Below are 22864 nucleotides of genomic sequence, written 5' to 3'. Positions count from 1 at the left end.
TGACCGGCCCTCAGTCCGCGCCGGTTCGAATCAGCTGAAGCACCCGATCACGGAGCCCGTCAGCGGTGGCTTCACTGGCCGCCACCAGCTCTCCGGTGCGCAGGCGGATGCGGCTGAAAAGCTTACGCCACGGGCCCCGAAAGGCCCCGCCGTCAGAATGGCTGAAATAGCTGCCCCAAAGCCCGTCGAGCGCCATCGGCACCACCGGGACCGGCCGACGTTCAAGAATTCGTTCAACCCCTTTCCGGAAGGCTGCCACCTCGCCGTCGTCGGTCAGAGCGCCCTCCGGGAAGATACAAACCACCTGGCCGTCAGCCAGCTCGTCGTCGATCCGGTCGAAGGCCGCTTCCAGCACCTCGGGGTTTTCTTTGGCGCCCGCGATGGGAATGGTTTTGGCGGCGCGAAATAGCCAGCCCAACACCGGCCAGCGGAAAATCTTGTAGTACATGACAAAACGCACCGGCCTCGGCACGCTGCCGCCGATCACCAGCGCGTCCACGTAGCTAACGTGGTTACAAACCAACAGCACCGGTCCGTCAGCCGGAATCCGATCCATATCGTTAAGCCGCACCCGATAGAGCGTCCGCACCAGCACCCAGGCGGCGCAGCGTAGGAGAAATTCCGGCACCAGCGTAAAGATGTAGAGAGCCACCACGGCGTTGAGCACCGCGGTCAGCGCAATCAGCTGGGTCACGTCCAGGCCCAGGCTCAGAGCAGCGATCGAGTAGATGCCGGCCAGCACCATCAGCAGCGCGTTGAGCACGTTGCCGCCGGCGATGACGCGGGAGCGTTTGTCCGGTTCGCTGCGATGCTGAATCAGCGCCAGCAGGGGCACGATGTAGAAGCCCCCAGCGGTGCCGATGAGCAGCACGTCCGCGACAAAGCGTTTCGCCCCAGGCCGCGCCAGAAACTCTCCGACGCCGGCCAGGGTGGTCACGTCCGCGCTCAACGCGAGCGTGCCGGCGGAAAAATAGAGATCAAGCCCGAACGCCGACAGACCAAAGGCGCCCAGCGGCACCAGCCCAATTTCGACTCGCCTCGCTGACAGCTTGTCACACAGGATGGAACCGGTCCCGATCCCCAGCGAAAACAGGGTAAACACCAAAATGGCGACCGACTCGTTGCCGCCCAGCACGTCGCGCACCAGCGGCGGTAGCTGCGCCAGCATCACCGACCCGAAAAACCAAAACCAGGAAACGCCGAGAATCGATCGGAACACGACCAGGTTCTCACGAGCGTGGCCCAGCATCCTCGCGGTCTGGCGAAACAGGTTGGGATCAATCTTGAGGTTAGGGTCGGCCACCGGTACGTCGGGGATCTTTCGGGAAAAGCCATAACCGAGCGTCGCTACGATCATCAGCACCACCACCACAAGCTGCCAGCCGACCCCGTCGATCGCGATCAGCGCACCCCCGGTCAGGCTACCGAGCAGGATGGCAACAAACGTCCCCATACTGACCTGCCCGTTGCCTTTGACCAGCTCCTCGGTGCTGAGCACCTGGGGCAGGATTGCGTACTTCACGGGGCCAAAAAAGGACGACTGCGCGCCAGCCAGGAACAGCACCAGCAGCAGGAACGGCACCGAATTCATCCAAAGGGCCAGCCCGGCCAGACACATCACGCCGATTTCGAACGCCTTGATATAGCGGATCAGCATCGCCTTTTGAAAGCGGTCAGCCAGCTGGCCAGCAGTGGCGGACAGCAGAAAAAACGGCAGGATAAAAACCACCGCCGCCAGATTGACGAGTTTGCCCGAGTCAAGCCCCCAGAGGCTGAGCCCCTGGTAGGTGATCAAAATAATCAGCGCCTGCTTGAAAACGTTGTCGTTGAATGCACCCAGCGCCTGCGTTCCGAAAAACGGCCCGAAACGGCGCTGACTGATCAGCGATCTCTCTTGGGTGTTGGAAGCCTTGTCCATCGCTAGACTATAGCCGCCGGCGGGCCAATTCAGCCGCTCGACCGGAAAAGGCGCTTCGCACGGCCCCGGAGGTAGCGTCAGGTGCTACCGCCCGCGGCACCCGTGGGTCAGAAGGAATGCAGCACACCGGCGATGGTGGCCGTCATCATCGACACCAGCGTACCGCCGAGTACGGCGCGCAGGCCGAAGGCCGCGATTTCGCTGCGCCGGTCCGGCGCCAGCGGCCCGATGCCGCCGATCTGAATGGCAATCGAAGAAAAATTGGCGAAACCGCAGAGCGCGTAGGTGGTGATCAGCCGGGCCTTATCCGACATCTCGTTTTGGATCTCGCTGAACGCGGCGTAGGCGATGAACTCGTTGGCCACCAGCTTCTGTCCAATCAGACTGCCGACGGTGGTGATGTCGGCGGTGGGCACACCGATCAGCCAGGCCAGCGGCGCCAGAAGATAGCCCAGGATCACGGCGAGATTCAGCGGTTTGCCCAGCATCTCGTTGAGGCCTGTCACCTGACCCAGCCACTCGAGCGGCCAGTTGACCAGCGCGATCAGCGCGATAAAAGCCAGCAGCATGGCGCCGACATTCATCGCCAGGCGCCAGCCGTCGCCGGCGCCGTTGGCCGCCGCCTCGATGGCGTTGTGGGCGGTTTTTTCGACTTCAAACTTCACCGAGCCCATGGTGAGCGACTCGCCGGTCTCGGGAATCAACAGCTTGGCGATGACGATGGTCGCCGGCGCGGCCATGATGCTGGCTGACAGCAGATGTTTGGCGAAAAACAGCTTCTCCTGATCGCTGTCGCCACCAAGAAGCGCAATGTAGGCGGCCAGCACCGCACCGGCGATGGTCGCCATGCCCGCCACCATCATCGTGAGCAGCTCAGACTGCGTCATGCGGGCGATGTAGGGCCGAACCACCAGCGGCGCTTCGGTTTGCCCGACAAAGACATTGGCCGCTACGGCGAGGGATTCTGCGCCGCTGACGCGCATAAATTTGCGCATGACCCAGGCCATGCTCCCGACCACCTTTTGCATGACCCCCAGGTGGTAGAGCACCGCCATCAGCGACGCAAAAAAGATGATGGTCGGCAGCACCTGAAACGCGAAGATAAAGCCGAAGCTGCTTTCCTGCTCCGAGAGCCCGCCGAAGATAAACATCGCGCCGGCCCTGGAAAACTCGATCACGGTGATAAAAAAGGACGCCAGCGCGTCGAAGACGCGACTACCTAAAGGAGTCAGGATGACAAACGCACCAAATAGGATCTGCAGCAGAACGCCCGTCAACACGGTCCGCCAGTCCACCTGACGACGGTGGCGCGAAAACGCCAGCCCGATCAGGATCAAACCGGTCAGACCGACAATGCCGGAGATTACGTCCCCCATCAGGTGAGGCGCCGCTGCTGCGGCATTCCGGCGCCTGCGGTGGTTAAACCCAGACTAGCGATAGGACTGGATCTCGCCGCTGCGCACCCGGCTGAGGTAGCTCTTAAGCTCCCGCTTAACCACACCGCCGAGCAGGTACAGACCAATAATATTGGGAAAGGCCATCCCTAGAATCATCGCGTCGGAAAAGTCGGTGACCGCGGTCAGATTCATCGAGCTGCCGATCACCACAAACACACAGAAGACCATCTTGTAAGCCGTCTCCTTCCCGACCCCTTCCCCGAGCAGAAAGGTCCAGCATTTCATCCCGTAGTACGACCACGCCAGCATCGTGGAGAACGCAAAGAGGACCGCCGCCAGCGCCAGCACGTAGGGGAACCAGCTCAGCGTATCGGCAAACGCACGGTTGGTCTTGGCAACACCCTGGATCAGCTCGAGGTCCGATTCCTGAACCCACAGGTTATCCGCGTCTTCCCGCCAGACCTCGTGCCAGCCGTCGCTGCTGTTGAGCAGGCGAAGCTCGGTGCCCCGTTCCGCCTGCTCCACCACCACCGCCGACTCCTGCGCCTGGGCGTAGAGCGCCGCGCTGTCGACGTCCACGGTTGCGTCGACCCGCCAGAAACCGGAGATCACCAGCACCAGCGCGGTCATGGTGCAGATGACAACCGTATCGATAAAGGGCTCCCAGAGCGCCACGAGGCCTTCGGTGACCGGCTCTTTGGTCTTGACCGCCGAGTGGGCGATGGCGGCTGAGCCGGTGCCGGCTTCGTTGGAAAACGCCGCGCGGCGAAAGCCCTGGATCAACACACCCACGGCACCGCCGACCACCGCCGTCGGGGCAAACGCGCCGCTGACGATCGCGGCGAACGCGCCCGGAATCTGATCGAAGTTGACGCCGAGGATCACCAACGCTGCAGCGATGTAGAGTGCCGCCATAAAAGGCACCAGCTTGCCGGTCACACGGGCGATCGATTTGATACCGCCGATGATCACCACCGCGACCAGGGCCGCCATTACCAGCCCAAACAGCCAGCCCTTGTCCGCGAGAAAGCTTTCGTTGCCGCCGGTGACGGAGACCACCATCGCGTGTGCCTGGTTGGCCTGGAACATGTTGCCGCCGCCGAAAGAGCCGCCGATGCACAGCAGCGCAAACATTACGGCCAGCAGCTTGCCCAGCGGCGCCAGCGCCGGTGACCGTTCCGCCAGCCCGCGGGACAGGTAATACATCGGTCCGCCGGAAACGGTGCCGTCGGGATACTCATTGCGGTATTTCACGCCGAGCGTGCACTCGCAGAACTTGGTGGACATGCCCAGCAGGCCGGCCAGAATCATCCAGAACGTGGCGCCCGGGCCGCCGAGGGTCACCGCCACGGCCACGCCAGCGATGTTGCCCAGTCCTACGGTGCCCGACACCGCGGTTGCCAGCGCCTGAAAATGGGACACCTCGCCGGGCGAATCCGGGTCGGAATAGTCGCCCCGAATCAGGCGAAAACCCTGAGCAAATCCCCTGACGTTGATGAATCCGAAGTAGAGGGTGAAGAAGGTGGCGCCGACCACCAGCCAGATCACGATAAAGGGTACGCCGGAACCAAACAACGTGATCGGGTAAAAGATGACCAAAAACACTGCGTCGGTGATCGGCTGGACCAAGCTGTTGATACGTTGATCGATACTGCCGTCTTGCGCCAGCACGGTCAGCGGCGCGAACAGCAGCACCCAAAATAGCTTTTTCATTTGCGGCGTTCCCTCGTTTTTCTGTGTTTTTGTGCCGCACCCGCTCGCCGGGAAATGCAGCATTTTGCTGGCCGTCAGGCTTGAACACGTGAGCAAACGGAAGTCGGTCCACTTGCGTTGCTGAAAAATCTCGAAGACTGATCAGTCGGCGCTGCCGGCTTGCCTGGCGACAGTTCCAGCCGCTCCGGCGGCGCTAATGGTACACAAAATTGTCCCGGGCGGTTGCCGAGCTCCTCAAGCTCCGCCGTCGATCGCCCGTTAGGGGCCGGGCCTTGGCAGCACTTCGAGCCTGATGGTCACCGGATTGCTGAGCGCGCCCAGGAGATCAGCCGCCCGCAGCTGGAGCACCGGAGCCGGCCCACCGGCGGCTAAGCGAACGCGGGCCCCCTTGTTAACACGCTCCCACTGACCCTCACCCCAGCGATACTCCAGGTAGTCCAGCCCGATGCCTGCATCAAAGGCCGTTAGCGTTAGTTCGGTGTCGGGGGCAACGAGCAGCTGACCGTCCCGCCACCGGTGTGGACCCGTTGGGTAGGCGGCAACCGCCGGCGGCCGATCGTCGATGCGAAGCGTCTCCAGCGTCAGGAGTGTCGCCTTGCTGGCGTAGCCTTCCAGCCCGCTGGCGCTGACCCCGCGGACCCGCCAGTAGTGGTCGCCAGCCTCGGGCAGCGTGGGCTGCCAGCTCGTCTCTGCGACGGGGCCACTGCGCAGGATCAGCGAACCGCAGTCAGGGTCCCGGCAGATCTCGACGCGGTAGTGATCCGCTCGGCGAACCGCTCGCCAGGACACGCGCATGTTGGCCACTTTCCAAACCGTCCCGTCAGCGGGCTCAAGTCTGCGCGGAGAGGCCAGCAGCTGCTCGGGCGGTGACGGTGGGCCGTTGGCCGGTACCTTCGAACCCGTACCCTTGCGCAGCGCGACCTGGGTACCAGCGGCCTCCACCAGCGAGCTGCCTTCATACACCATCACCCGGGCGCTGCCGTCTTCCTCATCAGCGCCGGCGGCGATCTTGCCTCGCCCGTCGTCGCCCGGCTTGGGTCGGGTGACGGCGCTACCAGCGATCAGCTCAATCTCGGTCCGGCGGCGGCTCATGGGCGCAAATTCGAGTTCCGCTGCGCCGCGGCGCACCTCGATCCGTCCGCGGTCCACGCCGCGCAGCGTTGTGGTCTTCTGCTGCAGGAAAATCTGCGAGAACTCGCCGACCCGCAGCAGCGAGGCATCGGTGAACTGGAGCTCCGCGGACGAGCTTTGCCGCGTTCTGACACCATCCCGCTCGGCCAGCTGGTCGCCCGGCCGAGCCGACTCCCAGGCCGTGCGCTGGAGGTTTTTATCGACCTGATTGGCAACGGTTCGAACCAGCGCTTTTTCCGCCGTGATGCGCCGTTCCTTAATGACCGTCAGCTGCTGCCCGATGCGCAGCCGATTGGGATCCTGAATCTCTGGATTGAGCCGCCAGTTTTCTTTCCAGAGAAAGTCCTCGCCGAGGTAATACCGCGTGATGTCCCAGAGCGTCTCGCCCGGCTTAACGATGTGGATCCCGAGCGTGTCGTCCACCTGCTCCTGGGCGTGGAGCGCGGCGCACCCGAGCAGCAGCGTTGTAAGGACCCATCTCATAGGCCGCTGCCTCCGTCGTCTTTCATTGTATCGGCTGCGCGCATGGGCCGGGAGCGACGGGGTGAGGTGCGGACGTCAACGTGACGCACACGCTCGTTGCCGAGGCGATCGATGGCACGGAGCTGCACCTGGTACCAGCCTCGATCGACAAAGCGGATGGTCTCGGGCAGCGGCTGCGGTGGCGTGCCGTTGTAGCGGTAGGTCGCGTTTTCGACGCCGGCGCCCTCATCGGTGACCAGAATCGTCAGCACGCCTCCGACCGGCAACGCAACCTCTTCTCGCTCCGCGAGCTCGACACCCTCGGCGAGTACGCGGATCTCCGGCGGCTCTCGATCGTAGCGCCACGAGGCTTCGCTCACCGTCGTATTGCCCAGCCGGTCGGTCGCGCGAAGGCTCGCCCGGCTCGCGCTGATCGCAAGCGGCGCGCCCGCGGCCACCACCTCCCAGCCAGCGCCGCGATCCAGCTCCAGCGTCGCCACCCCGGCTGGATCGTCAGCGTTGAGCGACAGGCTGACCGGCGGCTGATACACCGCGCCGCGGGACCCCTCACCCAGCGCTTCCGACTCGATCGCCCAATTGAGCTCCGGGCCGGCGCCGTCCACCTCAAAGCTCAGCTTCGCTGCGACTCCCTCGTTGCCGAACGCGTCGCCGGCAAGCGCGGTGAGCTGATGCAGGCCGGGCCGCCAGCGACCACCGCTGATCGAGATCGGGTGCGTATCGCTTAATACCCACCGATCCAGCCCCGCCGGGTCCTTAAAACTCAGCACTAGTCGGACAGATGGCGCCGCCATCAGCCTGCCACCGTCAGCCGTCAGCCAGCTGCCGCTGAGACGCATGCTGCCCTGCGGTTGGGTGCCGTCAACGGTCACCTGCGTGGCGGTGCTGGGCGCGCTGGCCTGGGTCTCCTCGGTTATCTCAAACCAGCCGACGGGCTGAAGCTCGCCATCCTCACGCCGCAGCACCAGCACCTCGTTCAGCGGTGCGGGATCGGCGGACCGTTCGGTCAGGGGAATCGCCAGTCCGTTGCTGGCGTACCAGTAGTCGCCGGGCGGCAGGCCCAGTCTGTCGATCAGGTCGCTCGACTGCGCCGAGGCGGCGCTAGGAATCGATGCGGCGAGTAGCAGCCACCGTATCCAGCACCTGCGTTTCTGGCGTTGCGTTGCCTGAGTCATTCCCTGCTTCCAGCGGTGTCGTGTCGTCGAGGTCGGCGGCGTCCTCGGGGGCTCCGGCCAGCATCACTACAACCGGCGCTAGTCGTTCGAGCGCCTCAGCCGCGCTGGCCGGTCGTTTGGCCGGAGTTTTTTCGAGCAGATCATCGATCAGGCCCAGCATCACCTCCGGAACATGGGCCGCGATCTCGGGCGACAGGCTGACGTCGACCGAAGACGTCCGGGTAATGATCTGGGCCGTGTTGCGCCCCGCAAATACCATCCTTCCTGTCAGGCACTCTACCATCACCACGCCGACGGCAAACAGATCCGTGGCGACGCCGAACTCAGCCGTCAGATAAGACTCCGGTGCCAGGTAGCCGGGCGTGCCTTTGATCACGCGCTCCCCCTCACCGCTTCGATTAAGCAGTCCGGCGATCCCGAAGTCCGAAACCTTCACCGAGCCGTCCTTGGAGACCATGATGTTCGCCGGCTTGATATCCCGATGAATGACGCCGCGTTCGTGAGCGGCCCGCAGCCCTTTGAGGGTCGCCTCGGCTACGTTGGCCACCGTGCGTGGTGACATTCGCACCTCACGCTTCAGCTGCTCGTCGAGCCCCTCGCCGTCAACATACTCCATCGCAATAAAAGCGAACTCGTCGTTGCCGAGCACGTCGTAAACCGTCACGATATTCGGGTGGGTCAGACCTGCGCTCGTGATGCCCTCCTGGAGCAACGCGGCGGTCAATTCCTCGCGCTCCGACGCCGGCAGATCGCTGTCGAGCTTAATGGTCTTGAGCGCCACCTCGCGCCGCAGCTTCGGATCCCAGCCCAGATAAACCGTTCCCATAGCGCCCGATCCGATCCGCCGCGTGATCTGATAGCGATCCAGGCACACCTCACTCAGACTGTCCCTTTCAGCCATCGCCTGTTCCAGCTTTTCGAAGGAGTCTTTGAGCTGAGACATTTCGCTGCCGCCGCTGCTGTCACTGCCCAGCAGCCGCCGCTGCGCGGCGATCATCTGGCGCACCGGACGGACGACAAGGCGATGAGCGCCGAGCATCAGCAGCCCCATCACGAGCGCCAGCGCGCCGAACGCCTGCCAGGCCGTGCGCCGCATCTGGGTGGTTGCGCGTTCAGCCTGACGGGCCGGCTGGACCGACAGTACGGACCAGTCTGCGGCGGGAATCCGCGCAAAGGCGGCAACCCCAAAACCCTCATCCAGGCTGAAGCGATGGGCGTCCGACCGGACCGGCGCCTCCCGCGTCTGGGTCAGGATATGGTCGGGAACGAGCCCGACCGCGTCGCCGTCACCGGCCACCAGCTTCCCGTCAGCATCGATCACGGCAAGGCGCGCCGCATCGCCGAGCTCCGGCGGCGCCGAGCGGTCACGGAGCTGGGTGTTGTCGAGCAGCGCCACCAAAAAGACCCCGGGGCGCGCCGTTTCGCGGCCGAGCACCAGATAGCTGCGCTGCTGGCGGCGCACCGCCAGCGGGCCCTCGTTGAGTACGCGCTCCAGCAGCTCACCCGACGCGCTGGGTTGGCCTTTTTTGGCCAGGACAAAAATCTCTTCGTTGCTCACCGCCGCCTGCGGACCACCGGCGGATTTCCGGGCGTAAAGGCCGAGCGACTTGAGCTCATCACGCGTCGCCAGGGTTTCTTTTAATACCTCGAGCGAGGCCTCAGAGTTTGGCTGCAGATAGACGTCTTCGTGATCGCCGGCGGACGCGAGCAGACCGTCCATCACGTTCAGGTAATCGCCGATACCGTCAGCATTCGCGCGGGCAACCAGCAGGTGGGTGAGCTGGGTCTGGTCGACCATCGCTTCGCGGCTGCTTTGAATCTGATACCAGGACAGGGCAAACGGCAGCGCGCCGACCACGGTCAGACCGATAGCCACCCAGCCCAGAATCGGTATGGAAAATCGCTTGCTCAATCCCCTGCCTGCAGCGACCGCAGCCGCGCCGTCAATGCTGTCCTCCCGGAATGATAAGGTATGGCCCGATCTCAGGCGAGGTGACCGTGATGCCGGTGCTGGTGGTTGGAAGCTACAACTGCGACATGCTTTTTCGCAGCGAGCAGCTGCCGGCCCGCGGCGAGACCCGCCTCGGGACGTTTGCCACCGCTCACGGTGGCAAAGGCTTCAACCAGGCCGTGGCGGCGCATCGAGCGGGCGCTGAGACCACGTTTGCCGGCGCCCTGGGTGACGACGCGCAGGGCGGGCAGGTCCAGGCCTTTGCGACCGCAATCGGCCTTCGGTGCCGCTGGCAGCACGGCAGCCAACCGACCGGCGTTGCGTGCGTGGTCTCCGAGACGTCCGGTGAAAACCAGATTGTTGTGGCCCCCGGGGCCAACCTTGAGCTCACCTACCGGGCGGCCGATCTCCCCGACAGGCCCGCTGACGGCTGCACGGTGCTGCTCGCCCAGCAGGAGTGTTCGCTGGAGCTGACGCGCCAGGCGCTGGCAGACGCCGCTCAGCGCGGCGCGCTGGCCATGTTGAACCCAGCGCCGGCCGACCTGCCCGGCGCAGAAACCCTGCTGGATCTCACCGATCTGGTGACGCCCAATGAGGCTGAGTTTGCGGCGCTCCTGGCGGCGCGCACCGGCGAAGCGCTGCCCGCCGACTGGGCGAGCGCGCCGCCCGAACAGCTACAGGGATGGTGCGGGCAGCTGGGTGGCGCCACCGTAGTGATCACCATGGGCCGTCGAGGCGGCTTTTTCTCGGTGCCAGCCGACAACTACTGGCACCTGCCCGAGGCGTATGGACGCTACAATGCGTTTAGCGTCAACGCGATCGATACGACGGGCGCGGGGGATGCGTTCAACGGGAATCTGGCGGCTGCGCTCGCTGGGGGCGAAGCGCTTCAGACTGCGCTGACACGTGCTGCGGCTGCGGCCGCGCTGTCGACGACCGCTCTCGGCGCGGCGCCGTCGATGCCCGGCGCCGCAGCGGTCGATCAACTGTTGACCACTTTTCCGGTGACTAATTAAGACGATCGCAGGAGATACGGCTGAACGGAGACCAGCCGCTGTCGCTGCCCGGAGCGGTCGCCTCATACTTCCAGTCGAAGTGTTCGTCACTCATGTTGTAGAACGTAATCTTTGCCGCGTGCGGCGGAATGTTCGCGGTACGCGGCGGATTTTCGCCCCGCATCACAATCATGCCCTCGCTGTAGGTTGCCTCGTAGTAGTCAAACTCGGGCTGCGCCTGCGTCGCCCAGACCATGTGCCATTGCTTCTTCTCAGCGTCATAAGTACGCAGGTTGGTACCCCAGGGCGCGCCCTCGGCCGCCGGCTTCCAGACGTCCTGCACCGCATGACCGTCCAGCACGTAGTACCAGCTCCAGGTCGCCCGGCCAGGCAGCGTTTGCCACTCGCCGTTAGGACCCTGCGACGAGCTTTCGCAAGACCAGCTGCCTTTGAGCGCTCCATACTGAGCCAGTTCTGCTGGCGCTGCAGGGTTGGGGCCGGCGGCGGTGAGCGGTGCGCTATCCCCTTCGCCGGCGAAGGCCGGAGCCGTCACCAAAGCGCCCACGCAGACCAGCGCCCATAGCTTCCGCTTCCCGGGTACGTTATTCGATCGAATCATAAGTAGTTCCCTCCCGACGTTTGCTGCCGCCGGATTTAAGCAGAAGCGACGCTTGAAGGAGCGCCGAATACTGATCAAAGTTCACTTTGACCGTAATTGCAACTCCGCGGCCCTACGGATCCAGGGGTCGAGTTCCGCGTCAGCGGACGATCAACCAGAGGAATTTCACGATGACGGAAACCACCATCAGCAGCCTGGCGTTGCTGGTCCACGACTACGATGAAGCGATCGACTATTTTACCAACCGGCTCGGCTTTACGCTGCTTGAGGACACCGCGCTCGGTGATCACAAGCGGTGGGTGCGGGTGGCTCCGCCCGGCGGTGGATGTGCACTGCTGCTCGCAAGAGCTGCCGACGACGAGCAGCGGTCGGCGGTGGGGAAGCAGGGCGGCGGGCGCGTGTTTCTTTTTATGCAGAGCAGCAACTTCTGGGAGAGCTATCGGTCGATGAAGGAGGCCGGCGTGAATTTCCTGGAGGAGCCGAGAGAGGAGCCTTATGGCTGCGTCTGCGTTTTTGCCGACCTCTACGGCAACCGCTGGGACCTGCTGGGAGCGGCCGGTTAATCCTGGCAGACCCCGCCGTCCTGAACCTCCAGATCGCCGGCCAGCGTGAAGCTCACCTCGAAGTCGTTCGCCACCGACACCGCCCCGCCCAGGATGGAAAACGGCGTTAGCCCAAAGTCGTCGTGGCCCAGCGTAACCGCTCCCCGAAAGGCCGGACGGCAAAAACTGTCATTCAGCCTCTCCACGTCAAGCGCTTGCGTCGCCGTTGCGCCCGCCAGCTCAAAGGTAACTGTGACGCTGCCGTCAGCGTCGGCCGAGTCGTCAATCGTGGCGCGGATAAACGGATGCTCCAGCGGGTTCAGCACCTTCTCCGAGAGCAGGTTACCGCGGGTTCCCTCAACGTCTTTCGGCTTGATAGCGCCGGCAAAGTCTTCGCCCTGCGCTGCACGGGTTTCCGGCCGGTCAACCAGCAGCTCGGCCGGTCGGACATACAGCTCGGCCTTCACCCGATCATCCTCCAGGGAAAAGCTGCCGAGGATCGATGCTTCAATGGTGTGATTGTGACCCAGCCGGGCCAGCCGGCCGGCGCGATAAACCTTGACCAGCATCCGACTGTCAACAACCCGGTAGCGCCGCACCGCTGGCGCCTCAGGGGCTGGTTCCTCGGGTGGCGTTGCCACGGAACCCCCCGGCGATGGCTCAGCTGCCTGGGACGGTGCGGAGGGCAGATTGCTCAGGTCCGGGACCGGCTGTCGGTAGCAGCCCGCCGCCGCCAGTCCCCAGATCAGCACCGTCGGTCCGGCGAAGAGCCGCCAAAAAACGCCACAACAGGTTGTTTTTACAGAGTTAATGGGCTCGATCTCCGAGTTAACAATTGCTTACGCCGGGCACACATTCGTTGACAGAAAACGGCTCCGGCCGGCCGTATACTTTAAGCCGTGGAGTGAAAGGAAACACCCACGAGGGCCTCAACCCGGCAGGACACGGCGACGAGGCAGGCAGAAGCAACAGCCAAGGAGACAGCAATGATGGAGATGCAGTGGGATAGCACCGAAGGGTTTCAAGAAACCCCGGACGCCAGGGAAGCGGCGACCATCGCGGAACTCGAGCTCGGCCTCAGGACGGCCGCAGACGACGTGCCCGTTTATCAAGAGGACGATCGCTTTGTTCGCCAGTGGATGGCGGAAAGGCTCAGTTCCGGGCTGTAGGCAGCAAGTCCGGGCGCAAGCCCGGTCCTGACGGCACACCACGGATTGGCGTTACGGGCACGGATGCCCGACGTTGCCGTCAGGATGCTTCCGCTAGGCCCAGCGCGTCGATCAGCTTGACCGTCGCGGCGGCGCGATTCAGCGTATAGAAGTGAAGCGACGGGGCGCCGCCGGCAATGAGTCGCTCACACATTTCCCCGACCACTTCCAGCCCGAAGTCAGCAATCGCTATTTTGTCGTCGCCGAAGTCTCGTAGCCTCGCCTCCATCCAGCGCGGAATCTCCGCACCGCAAACGTCCGAAAAGCGCTTGAGCTGAGCGTAGTTGGTCACCGGCATGATGCCTGGAACGATCGGTACCTCAACGCCCGCGGCGGTCGCCGCATCGACGAACCGGAAGTACGCGTCCGCGTTGAAAAAATATTGCGTGATCGCCTCCGAAGCACCCGCATCGACCTTCGATCTAAAGTAGGCCAGATCTTTTGCGGCACTCGAGGCTTCCGGATGCACCTCCGGATAGCAGGCTACCGCGATGGAGAACTGCTGCGGATAGTTCTGCTGGATAAACGAAACAAGATCGCAGGCGTAGGCGAAGCGGTCACCGCCGACCGAGCCGGAGGTCGGGTCACCTCGCAAAACAACCAGTCGATCAACACCCTTTGCCCGATAGCGATCGAGCAGTGCGCTGATCGTGTCCTCGGTGCCGCCTCGGCAGGAGATATGTGGCGCAACGGGATCGGTCGCCCGAATCTCGTCGACGGTATCCGCCGTCTCGTCTCGCGTCGTGCCGCCGGCACCGAAGGTCACCGAAAAGTATTCGGGCTTGAGCGCCCGCAAACGCTGGTGCGTTTCCTTAAAGCGCTCGCGCTGGGCGCTGTTCCGCGGCGGGAAGTACTCGAAGCTGAAGTTGGTCATGGATAACCCGGATGGGCGGGAGGAGGAATCCGGCCGCCCCGCGGCGGCCGGAAACTTAAGGACTGCCGCTTAGTAGCGGTAGTGATCAGGCTTGTAGGGGCCTTCGACCTTCAGCCCAAGATAGTCAGCCTGTTCCGGCGACAGCTCGGTCAAGCGGGCACCGATGCGATCCAGGTGCAGCCGCGCAACCTTTTCGTCCAGGTGCTTCGGCAGAACGTAGACCTTGTTCTCGTAGTCGTCCGCGTTATTGAACAGTTCCATCTGAGCCAGCGTCTGGTTGGTGAAGGAGTTGGACATCACGAAGCTCGGGTGACCCGTGCCGCAGCCCAGGTTTACCAGGCGACCGCCGGCCAGCAGGATAATCCGCTTGCCGTCGGGGAACACCACGTGGTCGACCTGATCCTTGATCGGCTCCCAGGTGTATTCCTCCAGGCCTGCGACATCGATTTCGTTGTCGAAGTGACCGATGTTGCAGACGATCGCCTCGTTCTTCATCCGCTCGAGATGGCTTCGACGCAGGACGTCATAGTTGCCCGTGGCGGTCACAAAGATATCGGCCTGCTCGACGATGCCTTCGTCTTCCATGTTGACGACGCGATAGCCTTCCATCGCCGCCTGCAGAGCGCAGATCGGATCGATTTCGGTGATCCAGACGTTGGCGCCGAGGCCACGCAGCGACTGTGCGGAGCCTTTGCCCACGTCACCGTAGCCCGCCACGATGGCGATCTTGCCGGCGATCATCACGTCGGTGGCACGCTTGATGCCGTCCACCAGCGACTCGCGGCAGCCGTACAGGTTGTCGAACTTGGACTTGGTGACCGAATCGTTGACGTTGATTGCCGGAAACGGCATCTCGCCCTTTTCCGCCAGCCGGTACAGGCGGTTAACGCCCGTGGTGGTCTCTTCGGTCACGCCCTTGATGTTGCCGAGGATATTGCTGTAGAAGCCCGGCTGAGACTCTAGACGCTGACGGATCGAGGCAAACAGCGAGCGCTCTTCTTCGCTGCCCGGATTGTCGAGCACCGAAGGATCTTTCTCCGCGGCTGACCCCAGGGTAATAAGCATGGTGGCATCACCGCCGTCATCGAGAATCATGTTCGGCGTGCCGCCGTCGTGCCACTGCATGATGCGATGGGTGTACTCCCAGTACTCGTCCAGGGTCTCGCCTTTGTAGGCGAACACCGGTACACCCGAGGCTGCAATGGCTGCCGCCGCGTGATCCTGCGTTGAGTAGATGTTGCAGGACGCCCAGCGGACCTCTGCACCCAAGGCCGTCAGCGTTTCGATCAGCATGGCGGTCTGGATGGTCATGTGCAGTGAACCGGCGATCCGCGCACCCGCCAGTGGCTGCGCGTCACCAAACTCCTCGCGGAGTGCCATCAGGCCGGGCATCTCCGATTCGGCGATGCTCATTTCCTTCCGGCCGAAGTCGGCCTGACTGATATCTTTGACGAGGTAGTCTTTGCCCACCTCCGGTTGAATTACTGCGCTCATAAACTATGTGCTCCTAATGAGTCGGGTAGCGCCGTTATGATCGTCAGACGTGATGAGCCTGGGCCTTTTTTGGCTTGCAGCGCTTCTCATCAGCCTGATTTCTGTCACGTTAAAACCCGAATCGTCAAATTCAGGTGTATCGAATACGTTTTAACCCGCGGCCGCTCTAAGTTCCGCCGCCTTGTCGGTATTTTCCCAGCTGAATGCGCCAGTCGCCGCGTCGTAGATTCGGCCAAAGTGTCCGTACGCCGCGGTTTGCCGATAGATCGGTCGAATCAAATCCAGCATCTGCATCAAGCCGTACGGGCGCAGGTCGAAGTGTTCAGCGACGAGTGCCTCAATTCGCTCCACCGGGATCGTCTCAGTGCCGAACGTCTCGACGGTAACTGAGGTGGGCTCGGCGACACCGATCGCGTAGGAAACCTGAATCTCGCAGCGCTTGGCCAGACCGGCCGCCACAATGTTCTTGGCCACGTAGCGGCAGGCGTAGGTTGCCGAGCGGTCCACTTTCGACGGGTCTTTGCCCGAGAATGCACCACCACCGTGCCGGGCCATCCCGCCGTAGGTGTCGACGATGATTTTGCGTCCCGTCAGGCCGCAGTCGCCCACGGGGCCACCGATTTCAAATTTGCCCGTCGGATTGATGTGGTACTTCGTTTGCGAGGACAGCCACTGGTGCGGCAGCACCGGCTTGATGATCTGTTCCTGCACCAGCTCGGTCAGATCCGCCTGGGAAATCTCCGGGCTGTGCTGCGTCGACAGCACCACGGCGTCGATGGCAACAGGTTGGCCGTCTTCGTAGCGGAACGTGACCTGCGACTTCGCGTCCGGACGCAGGTACTGCTGGCCTTCTGAGGTTTCACGTCGCACCTGCGCCTGGCGCTCAACCAGCTTGTGGGAGAAGTGGATGGGCGCTGGCATCAGCACGTCCGTTTCGTCGGTAGCGTAGCCAAACATCAGGCCCTGGTCACCGGCACCCTGCTCTTCCGGGGACGACCGGTCGACGCCCTGCGCGATATCGGGCGACTGTTTGCCGATGATGTTAACCACCGCGCACGTGGAGCCGTCGAAACCCACCGCTGAAGAGTTGTAGCCGATATCGTTGATGACGCCGCGGATCAGCTCCTCGAGATCGACCCAGGCCGAGGTAGTGATCTCTCCACCGACGATCGCCACGCCGGTCTTGACCATGGTCTCGCAGGCCACACGGGCTGCCGGGTCCTGGTCGATAATCTGGTCCAGCACCGCGTCGGAAATCTGGTCGGCGACCTTATCTGGGTGCCCTTCCGACACCGACTCCGACGTAAACAGGTGGCTTCGCATGTTAAATATCTCTTTAATCGGATAAAGAGATATAGTTTATCGGCCCGGCCGGGGAATGTCACCCTCGGGGGCGTGGCTTCAGCCGTGAGCCGGGGGGCATGAATCCATGGGTTTTTACGTCGGTCGCGGGAGCGATCGATCGCGTCCCTTTGCTGGGAGACTAACCGTGTACCACCGCAGAGAAGGCTTTGACCCCGGAACCGAGGTCGCAGAGCGTGTAGGTGCAGTCAAACTCCGTAATCACCTGACCGGTTGACGTTTCGAAGCGCCAACGTACGGTGACCGTCGCCAGGTTTTCGGTCAGCGTCGCGCGCTCGCTGCTAAGCAGCAGCGCCCGGTGATAGCCCATCCGCTTGTGGGTATCGCACACACGGGCGAAATATTTCACCGCGTCATCCCGGGTGAGCAGCGCCTCGCTCTGATCCATGGACGCGATGAGGCCGGGGTAATGGTAAAGGTCGGCGATGCTGTCCGCGTCAAAGGCGTCGAACGCTGCGCGGTAGGTCTCTAGAAACTGTTTCACTTTCATAGGCTTGAGAATAACCCAAGGACGCTGCGGTGCCTATGGACCAGGGGTGATCATGACTTTTGTCAATTACGCAGGACCCCAAAAAATGCGACGATTCAAGCCCTTAGACGTTAGGAGAAGGCCTGAATGGCAACTGCACTGCAATGGTTTTTGTTTGGCATGTTCGTTTGGGCCTGCTGTGTGTTGATGAGCGCGCTGGAAAGCCGCGTGAGCGCCAACGGCGAAGCCCGCCGGCAGCGGCGTGAGGTCGGCAAGCGCCCGACCTGGTGGCGACAGCTTTGGGATGAAAGCCTGGACGACGAGGAAACCGAAGAACCGACGCAGCGCGAACGCGCCATGGCGGCGGAAATCGTAGAGCTCAAGGACCGTATCGCCACGCTCGAGGCGATCGTCACCGATCGGAAGTTCCAGTGGGAAGACGAGCTCAGGAAATAGCGCTGCTTCGCTAACGCCCCCTCAGCGTACGAAGATGCCGTAAACCCTTACGCCCAGGTACCAAAGTGCGCCGGTGCTCGTCACCGCCATCGGCCAGAAGGGTACTGGATACTCCAGGTAGTCGGAGGAAACGAAGCCCCAGCTCGCTCCGGCAACCATAACCAGTATGGACAGGTAGCTCTGAAGCTCGATACGCCCTCGGCGGAGCAAGCGTCGACGACGCTGGGCTTCGTCTGCCGAGATCCCGTCGTTTGTCGCTGCGTCCAAAGCGGTTCCACAGTGTGGGCAGACCGCGTGCTTGTTGGATACCCGGCTTCCGCAGCCGGGGCAGGAAATGATCACAAAGCCCCACCTCTCAGCCGGCGTTGCCCCTCAACACCAGCCGTTTTTTTTCTGTAAAATTCGAGCTCGAAAATACCGACTCCGAAGACCCCAGGCAAGCCATGAAAACCAACTCCAAGACCTGCATTATCGCAACGGTTGGCCCAGCCAGTTCCGATCAGAACACGCTGGAACGACTGATCGACGCCGGGGTTAACGTATTCCGCCTGAATTTCTCTCACGGTGAGCCGGAGGACCATGCGGCGGTGGTCGAGCGAATTCGTGCTGCTGAAAAAAGAACCGTCCGGGCCATCGGCATCCTGCAGGACCTTCAGGGCCCCAAGATTCGCACCACGCGCTTTGCGGACGGGCCGGTGAACCTGACCGAAGGCAACACGTTCCGTTTGACCTGCGACGACGACTCACCGGGTGATGAAAACCGGGTTGGCGTCACCTATCCGGGGCTGGCGCGCGATACTAAGGCCGGTGAGACGCTGCTGCTGGCCGACGGCCGGCTCGAGCTGGAGGTCACGGAAGTCCAGGGAGAAACCCTGGTCACGCGGGTCGTGCGCGGCGGGCCGCTGTCGAACAACAAGGGCATCAACGTGCCCGGCAGCGACCTCAAAATCCCGGCGCTGTCGGAGCAAGACGCCGCCCACATTAAGGTGGGTGCCGAGCTGAACGTCGACTGGGTCGCCATGAGCTTCGTACGCAGCCGCGACGACATCCTGCTGGCGCGACACTACCTGGACCGATACGCCAGCCGGGCCAAGCTGATGGCCAAAATCGAGAAGCCCAGCGCCATCGAGCGGTTCGCTGACATCCTTGAGGAAGCTGACGGCATCATGATTGCCCGGGGCGACCTTGGCGTTGAGCTCTCGGTCGACCGCGTACCCATGGTTCAGAAAAAACTGATTCGGCTCTGCCGCGAAGCGGGGAAGCCGGTGGTGACCGCCACGCAGATGTTGGAGAGCATGACCACCTCACCCACGCCGACGCGCGCTGAAGCTTCCGACGTTGCCAACGCGATCTTTGACGGCACGGACGCGGTCATGCTGTCAGCGGAAACGGCGGTCGGCGACTATCCAACAGAAACGGTTGGGGTTATGAACCAGATCGCACTATCGGTGGAGGCTGACGAAGGCTACCAAAAGGCCATGAGCGAAACCCAGATTTCCGTCGAAGCATCGCTGGCTGACAGCGTTGCGTCCGCCGCCTGCCAGATGGCCAGCGCGATCAACGCCAAGGTGATTGTGACCTTCAGCTCAAGCGGCAGCACGGCGCTCCGCGTCGCGCGGCACCGCGTTACGCAATACGTGCTCGCCATTACCCCAAATCGGGAGTCTTATCAGCAGCTGGCCATGTCCTGGGGGATCGATCCGGTGCTGGCCGAGGACATTCGCGACTCGGACGAGATGGTGGCGCGAGCCAATGAGGTGATCACGCAAACGGGTATTGCTCAGCCCGGCGACTACTATGTGATCACCGCCGGCGTCCCGTTTGGCGTGTCCGGCACCACCAACCTGATTCGCGCAGAAATTGTCACCTGAGCAAACCTTTGGTTAATTGACCCACGTTTTCAGCGGCTTACCACCTTCGAAAACGCCGCGAAGAAATAGATTGCCGACCGGGAACGTCTCCCGACACTTGCAAATGCCAGCGATCGGCGTATGGTCGCTCGTTCTTTCATGTTTCACTCCACAAGGGCAGAGCCGATGAGCAGCGCAGAAATGTACAAGCCGACGCAATCGCCGTTTGCCTTTAGCAAGCCTCGCACCCTGGCGAGCGCGGCCTAACGGCCGGCGATCTTCCCGGCGCCAAATCCGGCGCCACGCAAGCTAATTGAATGACTGCAGCAGCGCACGAGGCGCTGTGGCGGGCTGGAGTGTCATCATGAACGTTACTCAAAACCGTACCGCGGAGCCGGCCGTCGGCGGCGTGCGCCGCTGGTGGCGGCTGTGGAAGCAGGCCGTACGCGGTGAGACCGAAGATTTCACCGTCGGGCCGATCGGCACGGCGGTCTTTCTGTTGTCGGTACCGATGGTGCTGGAGATGGCGCTGGAATCGGTGTTTGCCGTTACCGACATCTTTTTTGTCGCCAAGCTCGGCGCTGACGCCGTCACCGCGGTAGGCCTGACGGAGGCCGCAATCACCCTGCTCTACGCCGTTGCCATCGGCCTCAGTATGGGAACCACCGCCATGGTGGCGAGACGGGTCGGCGAGAAGCGACACGAGGAGGCATCGGTTGTTGCGGGCCAAGCGCTCTGGATGGGGCTGATTACCAGCGTGGTGGTCGCAGTGCTCGGCATTTCGTTCGCCGACGATATCCTGCGGCTGATGGGCGCCAGCGAACAGGTTGTCGCGACGGGCAGCGGATACACCGTCTGGCTGATGGGAGGCAGCCTGACCATCACCTGGCTGTTCATTATCAACGCCGTCTTCCGTGGCGCTGGTGATGCTGGCATCGCCATGCGTTCGCTGTGGCTGGCGAACGGCATCAACATCGTGCTCGACCCGCTGCTGATTTTTGGCGTCGGGCCGTTCCCAGAGCTAGGTGTTGCGGGCGCTGCCGTTGCGACCACCATCGGCCGCGGCTGTGGCGTTGTCTACCAGCTGTGGATGCTCACCGGCATCCGTCGCAAGGTGCGGCTGGGCTGGCACCATCTGAAGCTTCAGATGCCGGTGCTGCGCCGTCTGCTGACGGTGAGTGCCGGCGGGGTGGGCCAGTTCATCATCGGCACAACCAGCTGGATTTTCCTGGCTAGACTGATTGCCGATCATGGCAGCGCCGCCGTGGCCGGCTACACCATCGGCCTGCGCATCATTATCTTCACGATCATGCCGGCCTGGGGTCTATCGAACGCGGCGGCCACCCTGGTGGGACAGAATCTGGGCGCAGGCCAGCCGCTGCGGGCACAGCAGTCCGCGTGGCTGTGTGTCCGGTACAACGTCACGTTCATGTTGGTTGTGGCGACGGCGTTCCTGCTGTTCGCACCACAGCTTGTCGGGATCTTTACGCAGGATCCGGCGGTGCTTGGCTACGGCGTTCAGTGTCTGCGGATCTTGAGCATGGGGTACTGCTTCTACGGTCTCGGGATGGTGCTGACGCAGGCCCTGAACGGTGCCGGTGATACCCGGACGCCCACGGTGCTCAACTTCTTCGCGTTCTGGCTGCTCCAGATTCCCCTGGCCTGGTGGCTGGCAAACGCACTGGCGCTGGGCCCGCAGGGAGTCTTTATGGCGGTGCCGATCTCGGAGGCGTTTCTTTCCGTCGGCGCCGTCTGGGCCTTCCGCCGCGGACGCTGGAAACTGAAGGAGGTTTAAGCAACTGCGTTGAGTGTTCAAAAAGCCATCCATGGCTTTTTGAACATCGCCAAATGAAAAATGTCATTTTCCTTTGGCTTACATTTTCGCTGGCTTGCAGCCATCGAAAATGCCGGCACATCCCTATGCCGGACGGTGCGGAACGAAGTGCAGCGTGTATTCACGCGGTGTGCGTTTAGGGAAGCGCGTGCACGATTGTGTGCAGCAGCAGGCCCACCAGCCCGCCCACGAGCGTGCCGTTAATGCGGATGAACTGCAGGTCGGGACCGATCTGCAGTTCAATTCGTTTGGCGGTGTCCACCGGATCCCAGCTGCGCACCGTCGAGCTGATCAGACCAGCGGCCTCCTCGCCGAGCTGCGCGACAACAAATCGCGCCCCGTCGTGCAGCCATCGATCAAATGTTTCAATGAGGCTCGGATTGTCGAGCGCGTCCATGGCCGTGCGCCGGATCAGGTCGGCGGCGAAGCTGTGGGAAGCCCCACGGTTTTCTTTAAGCGCGTCTCCCACCATGATCGAGAGTTCACGCCACAGCTCCTCGGAGTAGCCCCGCACGTTCGGGTCACGCAGAAACTCTGCTTTCACCGACTCAAAGCGGCGAGCCGTAAGGCTGTCGGGGTCCATGAGTGAGTCGGCCAGCTCCCGGTAAGCCGAGTCAAAACGCTGGCGAATTTCGTGATCGGGAGTCAGCACCATTTCGAGCAGTCGCTGCTGAACCCGATCGATAATCTTGTCGTAGATCTTTTGGTCGACAAACTCAGGCACCCACCACGGGCTCTCGCTCTGCATCTGGCCGCGCAGCGACTCACGGTGGTCTTCCAGAAACGCTGTCAGCACCCGCAGCAGCTCGGTGAGCAGCGCCTGGTGATGGCTATTGCTGGCCATCAGACCCAGCAAACGGCCGGCAGCGCCTGCGGTCGGGAGCTGCTCGAGCCGCGACAGCACGTTGCGGGCAAAAAACTCGCGATAGCGCGATTCCTGGAAAACCTCGGTGGTCCAGCCCAGCAGCTTCAGCAGCGTATCGGCCAGCGTGTCCGCGTGGAGGACGCTCCAGCGGCACAGCGTAGCGGCCGATGAGCGCTGGGCCATCTGCTGTCCCACCGCGTCGGGGGTCAGAAAATTAGCGACGACAAACCGGCCCAGCGACTCACCGATCTCGTCCTTGCGCCGCGGCACAATCGCCGTATGAGGTATCGGCAGACCCAGCGGGTGCCGAAAAAGGGCCACAACGGCAAACCAGTCGGCCAGGGCGCCGATCATCGCGGCCTCCGCGAATGCCTGGACGTAACCGACCCACGTCGCAGACGGGGCCAGCCACTGGGTCCAGCTGAACACGATCGCCATCGCGGCGAGCAACAGAAGCGGGAGTCGCCGCATGCGCTTGAGGCGCCGGGCGAGATCGGCGTCGGATAGGCCGGGCGCGGCCGGAGGACTCAA

General features: G+C 62.8%; 20 protein-coding genes. 6 read left to right on the top strand and 14 right to left on the bottom strand.

Going from position 1 to position 22864, the window contains the following annotated elements; translation table 11 throughout:
- Positions 1-10: 10 nt before the first annotated feature.
- The 6 genes from AAF358_20995 to AAF358_20970 form a co-directional block, all read right to left on the bottom strand.
- The gene (locus AAF358_20995; GenBank protein MEM7708042.1) at positions 11-1918 is read right to left on the bottom strand and encodes an MFS transporter; all 1908 of its coding nucleotides are present in this window, start codon (positions 1916-1918) and stop codon (positions 11-13) included.
- A 107-nt stretch (positions 1919-2025) separates the two neighbouring features.
- Positions 2026-3294 carry a nucleoside transporter C-terminal domain-containing protein gene (locus tag AAF358_20990; protein MEM7708041.1) on the bottom strand — a complete coding sequence of 423 codons (1269 nt, stop codon included), beginning with the start codon at positions 3292-3294 and terminating at the stop codon, positions 2026-2028.
- A gap of 54 nt (positions 3295-3348) precedes the next feature.
- Positions 3349-5028 carry an alanine/glycine:cation symporter family protein gene (locus AAF358_20985; GenBank protein MEM7708040.1) on the bottom strand — a complete coding sequence of 560 codons (1680 nt, stop codon included), beginning with the start codon at positions 5026-5028 and terminating at the stop codon, positions 3349-3351.
- Between the two features lie 258 nt (positions 5029-5286).
- Positions 5287-6642 (bottom strand): LysM peptidoglycan-binding domain-containing protein, encoded by a 1356-nt coding sequence (locus AAF358_20980; GenBank protein MEM7708039.1) that lies wholly within the window; start codon positions 6640-6642, stop codon positions 5287-5289.
- Entirely contained in the window at positions 6639-7814 is a 1176-nt protein-coding gene (locus AAF358_20975; protein MEM7708038.1) for a hypothetical protein, read from the bottom strand. The genes AAF358_20980 and AAF358_20975 overlap by 4 nt, the downstream gene beginning before the upstream one ends.
- Positions 7741-9726: a protein kinase gene (locus tag AAF358_20970; GenBank protein ID MEM7708037.1), complete on the bottom strand. Its 1986-nt coding sequence runs from the start codon at positions 9724-9726 to the stop codon at positions 7741-7743. Before AAF358_20970 ends, AAF358_20975 begins: the two co-directional genes overlap by 74 nt.
- An 89-nt stretch (positions 9727-9815) precedes the next feature.
- Here AAF358_20970 and AAF358_20965 point away from each other — a divergent pair, with 89 nt between their 5' ends.
- Positions 9816-10781 (top strand): PfkB family carbohydrate kinase, encoded by a 966-nt coding sequence (locus AAF358_20965; GenBank protein MEM7708036.1) that lies wholly within the window; start codon positions 9816-9818, stop codon positions 10779-10781.
- Here the strand turns inward: AAF358_20965 and AAF358_20960 are convergent.
- On the bottom strand, positions 10774-11379 hold the full coding sequence (locus AAF358_20960; GenBank protein ID MEM7708035.1) for a hypothetical protein: 606 nt from the start codon (positions 11377-11379) through the stop codon (positions 10774-10776). The genes AAF358_20965 and AAF358_20960 overlap by 8 nt on opposite strands.
- Positions 11380-11549: 170 nt before the next feature.
- Between AAF358_20960 and AAF358_20955 the strand changes: the two genes are divergently transcribed.
- Positions 11550-11942 carry a VOC family protein gene (locus AAF358_20955; GenBank protein MEM7708034.1) on the top strand — a complete coding sequence of 131 codons (393 nt, stop codon included), beginning with the start codon at positions 11550-11552 and terminating at the stop codon, positions 11940-11942.
- On the opposite strand, the gene AAF358_20950 is transcribed toward AAF358_20955, so the two are convergent.
- On the bottom strand, positions 11939-12673 hold the full coding sequence (locus AAF358_20950) for a hypothetical protein (GenBank protein MEM7708033.1): 735 nt from the start codon (positions 12671-12673) through the stop codon (positions 11939-11941). The two genes, AAF358_20955 and AAF358_20950, sit on opposite strands and share 4 nt — an antisense overlap.
- A gap of 234 nt (positions 12674-12907) precedes the next feature.
- Here AAF358_20950 and AAF358_20945 point away from each other — a divergent pair, with 234 nt between their 5' ends.
- Positions 12908-13090, top strand: a complete 183-nt coding sequence (locus AAF358_20945; protein MEM7708032.1) for a hypothetical protein — start codon at positions 12908-12910, stop codon at positions 13088-13090.
- Positions 13091-13169: 79 nt separating this feature from the next.
- Here the strand turns inward: AAF358_20945 and metF are convergent, their stop codons facing one another.
- The 4 genes from metF to AAF358_20925 all read right to left on the bottom strand — a co-directional run bounded on the left by metF (position 13170) and on the right by AAF358_20925 (position 17343).
- The gene (gene metF, locus AAF358_20940; GenBank protein MEM7708031.1) at positions 13170-14003 is read right to left on the bottom strand and encodes a methylenetetrahydrofolate reductase [NAD(P)H]; all 834 of its coding nucleotides are present in this window, start codon (positions 14001-14003) and stop codon (positions 13170-13172) included.
- Between the two features lie 69 nt (positions 14004-14072).
- Positions 14073-15497, bottom strand: a complete 1425-nt coding sequence (ahcY, locus tag AAF358_20935; GenBank protein MEM7708030.1) for an adenosylhomocysteinase — start codon at positions 15495-15497, stop codon at positions 14073-14075.
- Positions 15498-15647: 150 nt separating this feature from the next.
- Positions 15648-16820, bottom strand: coding sequence for a methionine adenosyltransferase (metK, locus tag AAF358_20930; GenBank protein ID MEM7708029.1), 1173 nt, complete (start codon positions 16818-16820; stop codon positions 15648-15650).
- Positions 16821-16980: 160 nt separating this feature from the next.
- On the bottom strand, positions 16981-17343 hold the full coding sequence (locus AAF358_20925; protein MEM7708028.1) for a hypothetical protein: 363 nt from the start codon (positions 17341-17343) through the stop codon (positions 16981-16983).
- Between the two features lie 132 nt (positions 17344-17475).
- Between AAF358_20925 and AAF358_20920 the strand changes: the two genes are divergently transcribed.
- Positions 17476-17784, top strand: a complete 309-nt coding sequence (locus AAF358_20920) for a hypothetical protein (GenBank protein ID MEM7708027.1) — start codon at positions 17476-17478, stop codon at positions 17782-17784.
- 21 nt (positions 17785-17805) lie between these two features.
- Here the strand turns inward: AAF358_20920 and AAF358_20915 are convergent, their stop codons facing one another.
- Positions 17806-18051: a hypothetical protein gene (locus AAF358_20915; protein MEM7708026.1), complete on the bottom strand. Its 246-nt coding sequence runs from the start codon at positions 18049-18051 to the stop codon at positions 17806-17808.
- 176 nt (positions 18052-18227) lie between these two features.
- On the opposite strand from AAF358_20915, the gene pyk reads away from it, so the two are divergent.
- Together pyk and AAF358_20905 are read left to right on the top strand one after the other, a co-directional pair.
- Positions 18228-19655, top strand: a complete 1428-nt coding sequence (pyk, locus tag AAF358_20910) for a pyruvate kinase (GenBank protein ID MEM7708025.1) — start codon at positions 18228-18230, stop codon at positions 19653-19655.
- 343 nt (positions 19656-19998) lie between these two features.
- Complete coding sequence (locus AAF358_20905) at positions 19999-21429, top strand: MATE family efflux transporter (GenBank protein ID MEM7708024.1); 1431 nt, start codon at positions 19999-20001, stop codon at positions 21427-21429.
- Positions 21430-21604: 175 nt separating this feature from the next.
- Here the strand turns inward: AAF358_20905 and AAF358_20900 are convergent, their stop codons facing one another.
- Entirely contained in the window at positions 21605-22864 is a 1260-nt protein-coding gene (locus AAF358_20900; protein ID MEM7708023.1) for a DUF445 domain-containing protein, read from the bottom strand.

This window comes from Pseudomonadota bacterium, assembly GCA_039033415.1.
GTDB lineage: Bacteria > Pseudomonadota > Gammaproteobacteria > Xanthomonadales > SZUA-38 > JANQOZ01.
The sequence above is the reverse complement of the archived record's forward strand: the minus strand, read 5'-3'. Positions and strand labels throughout refer to the sequence as shown.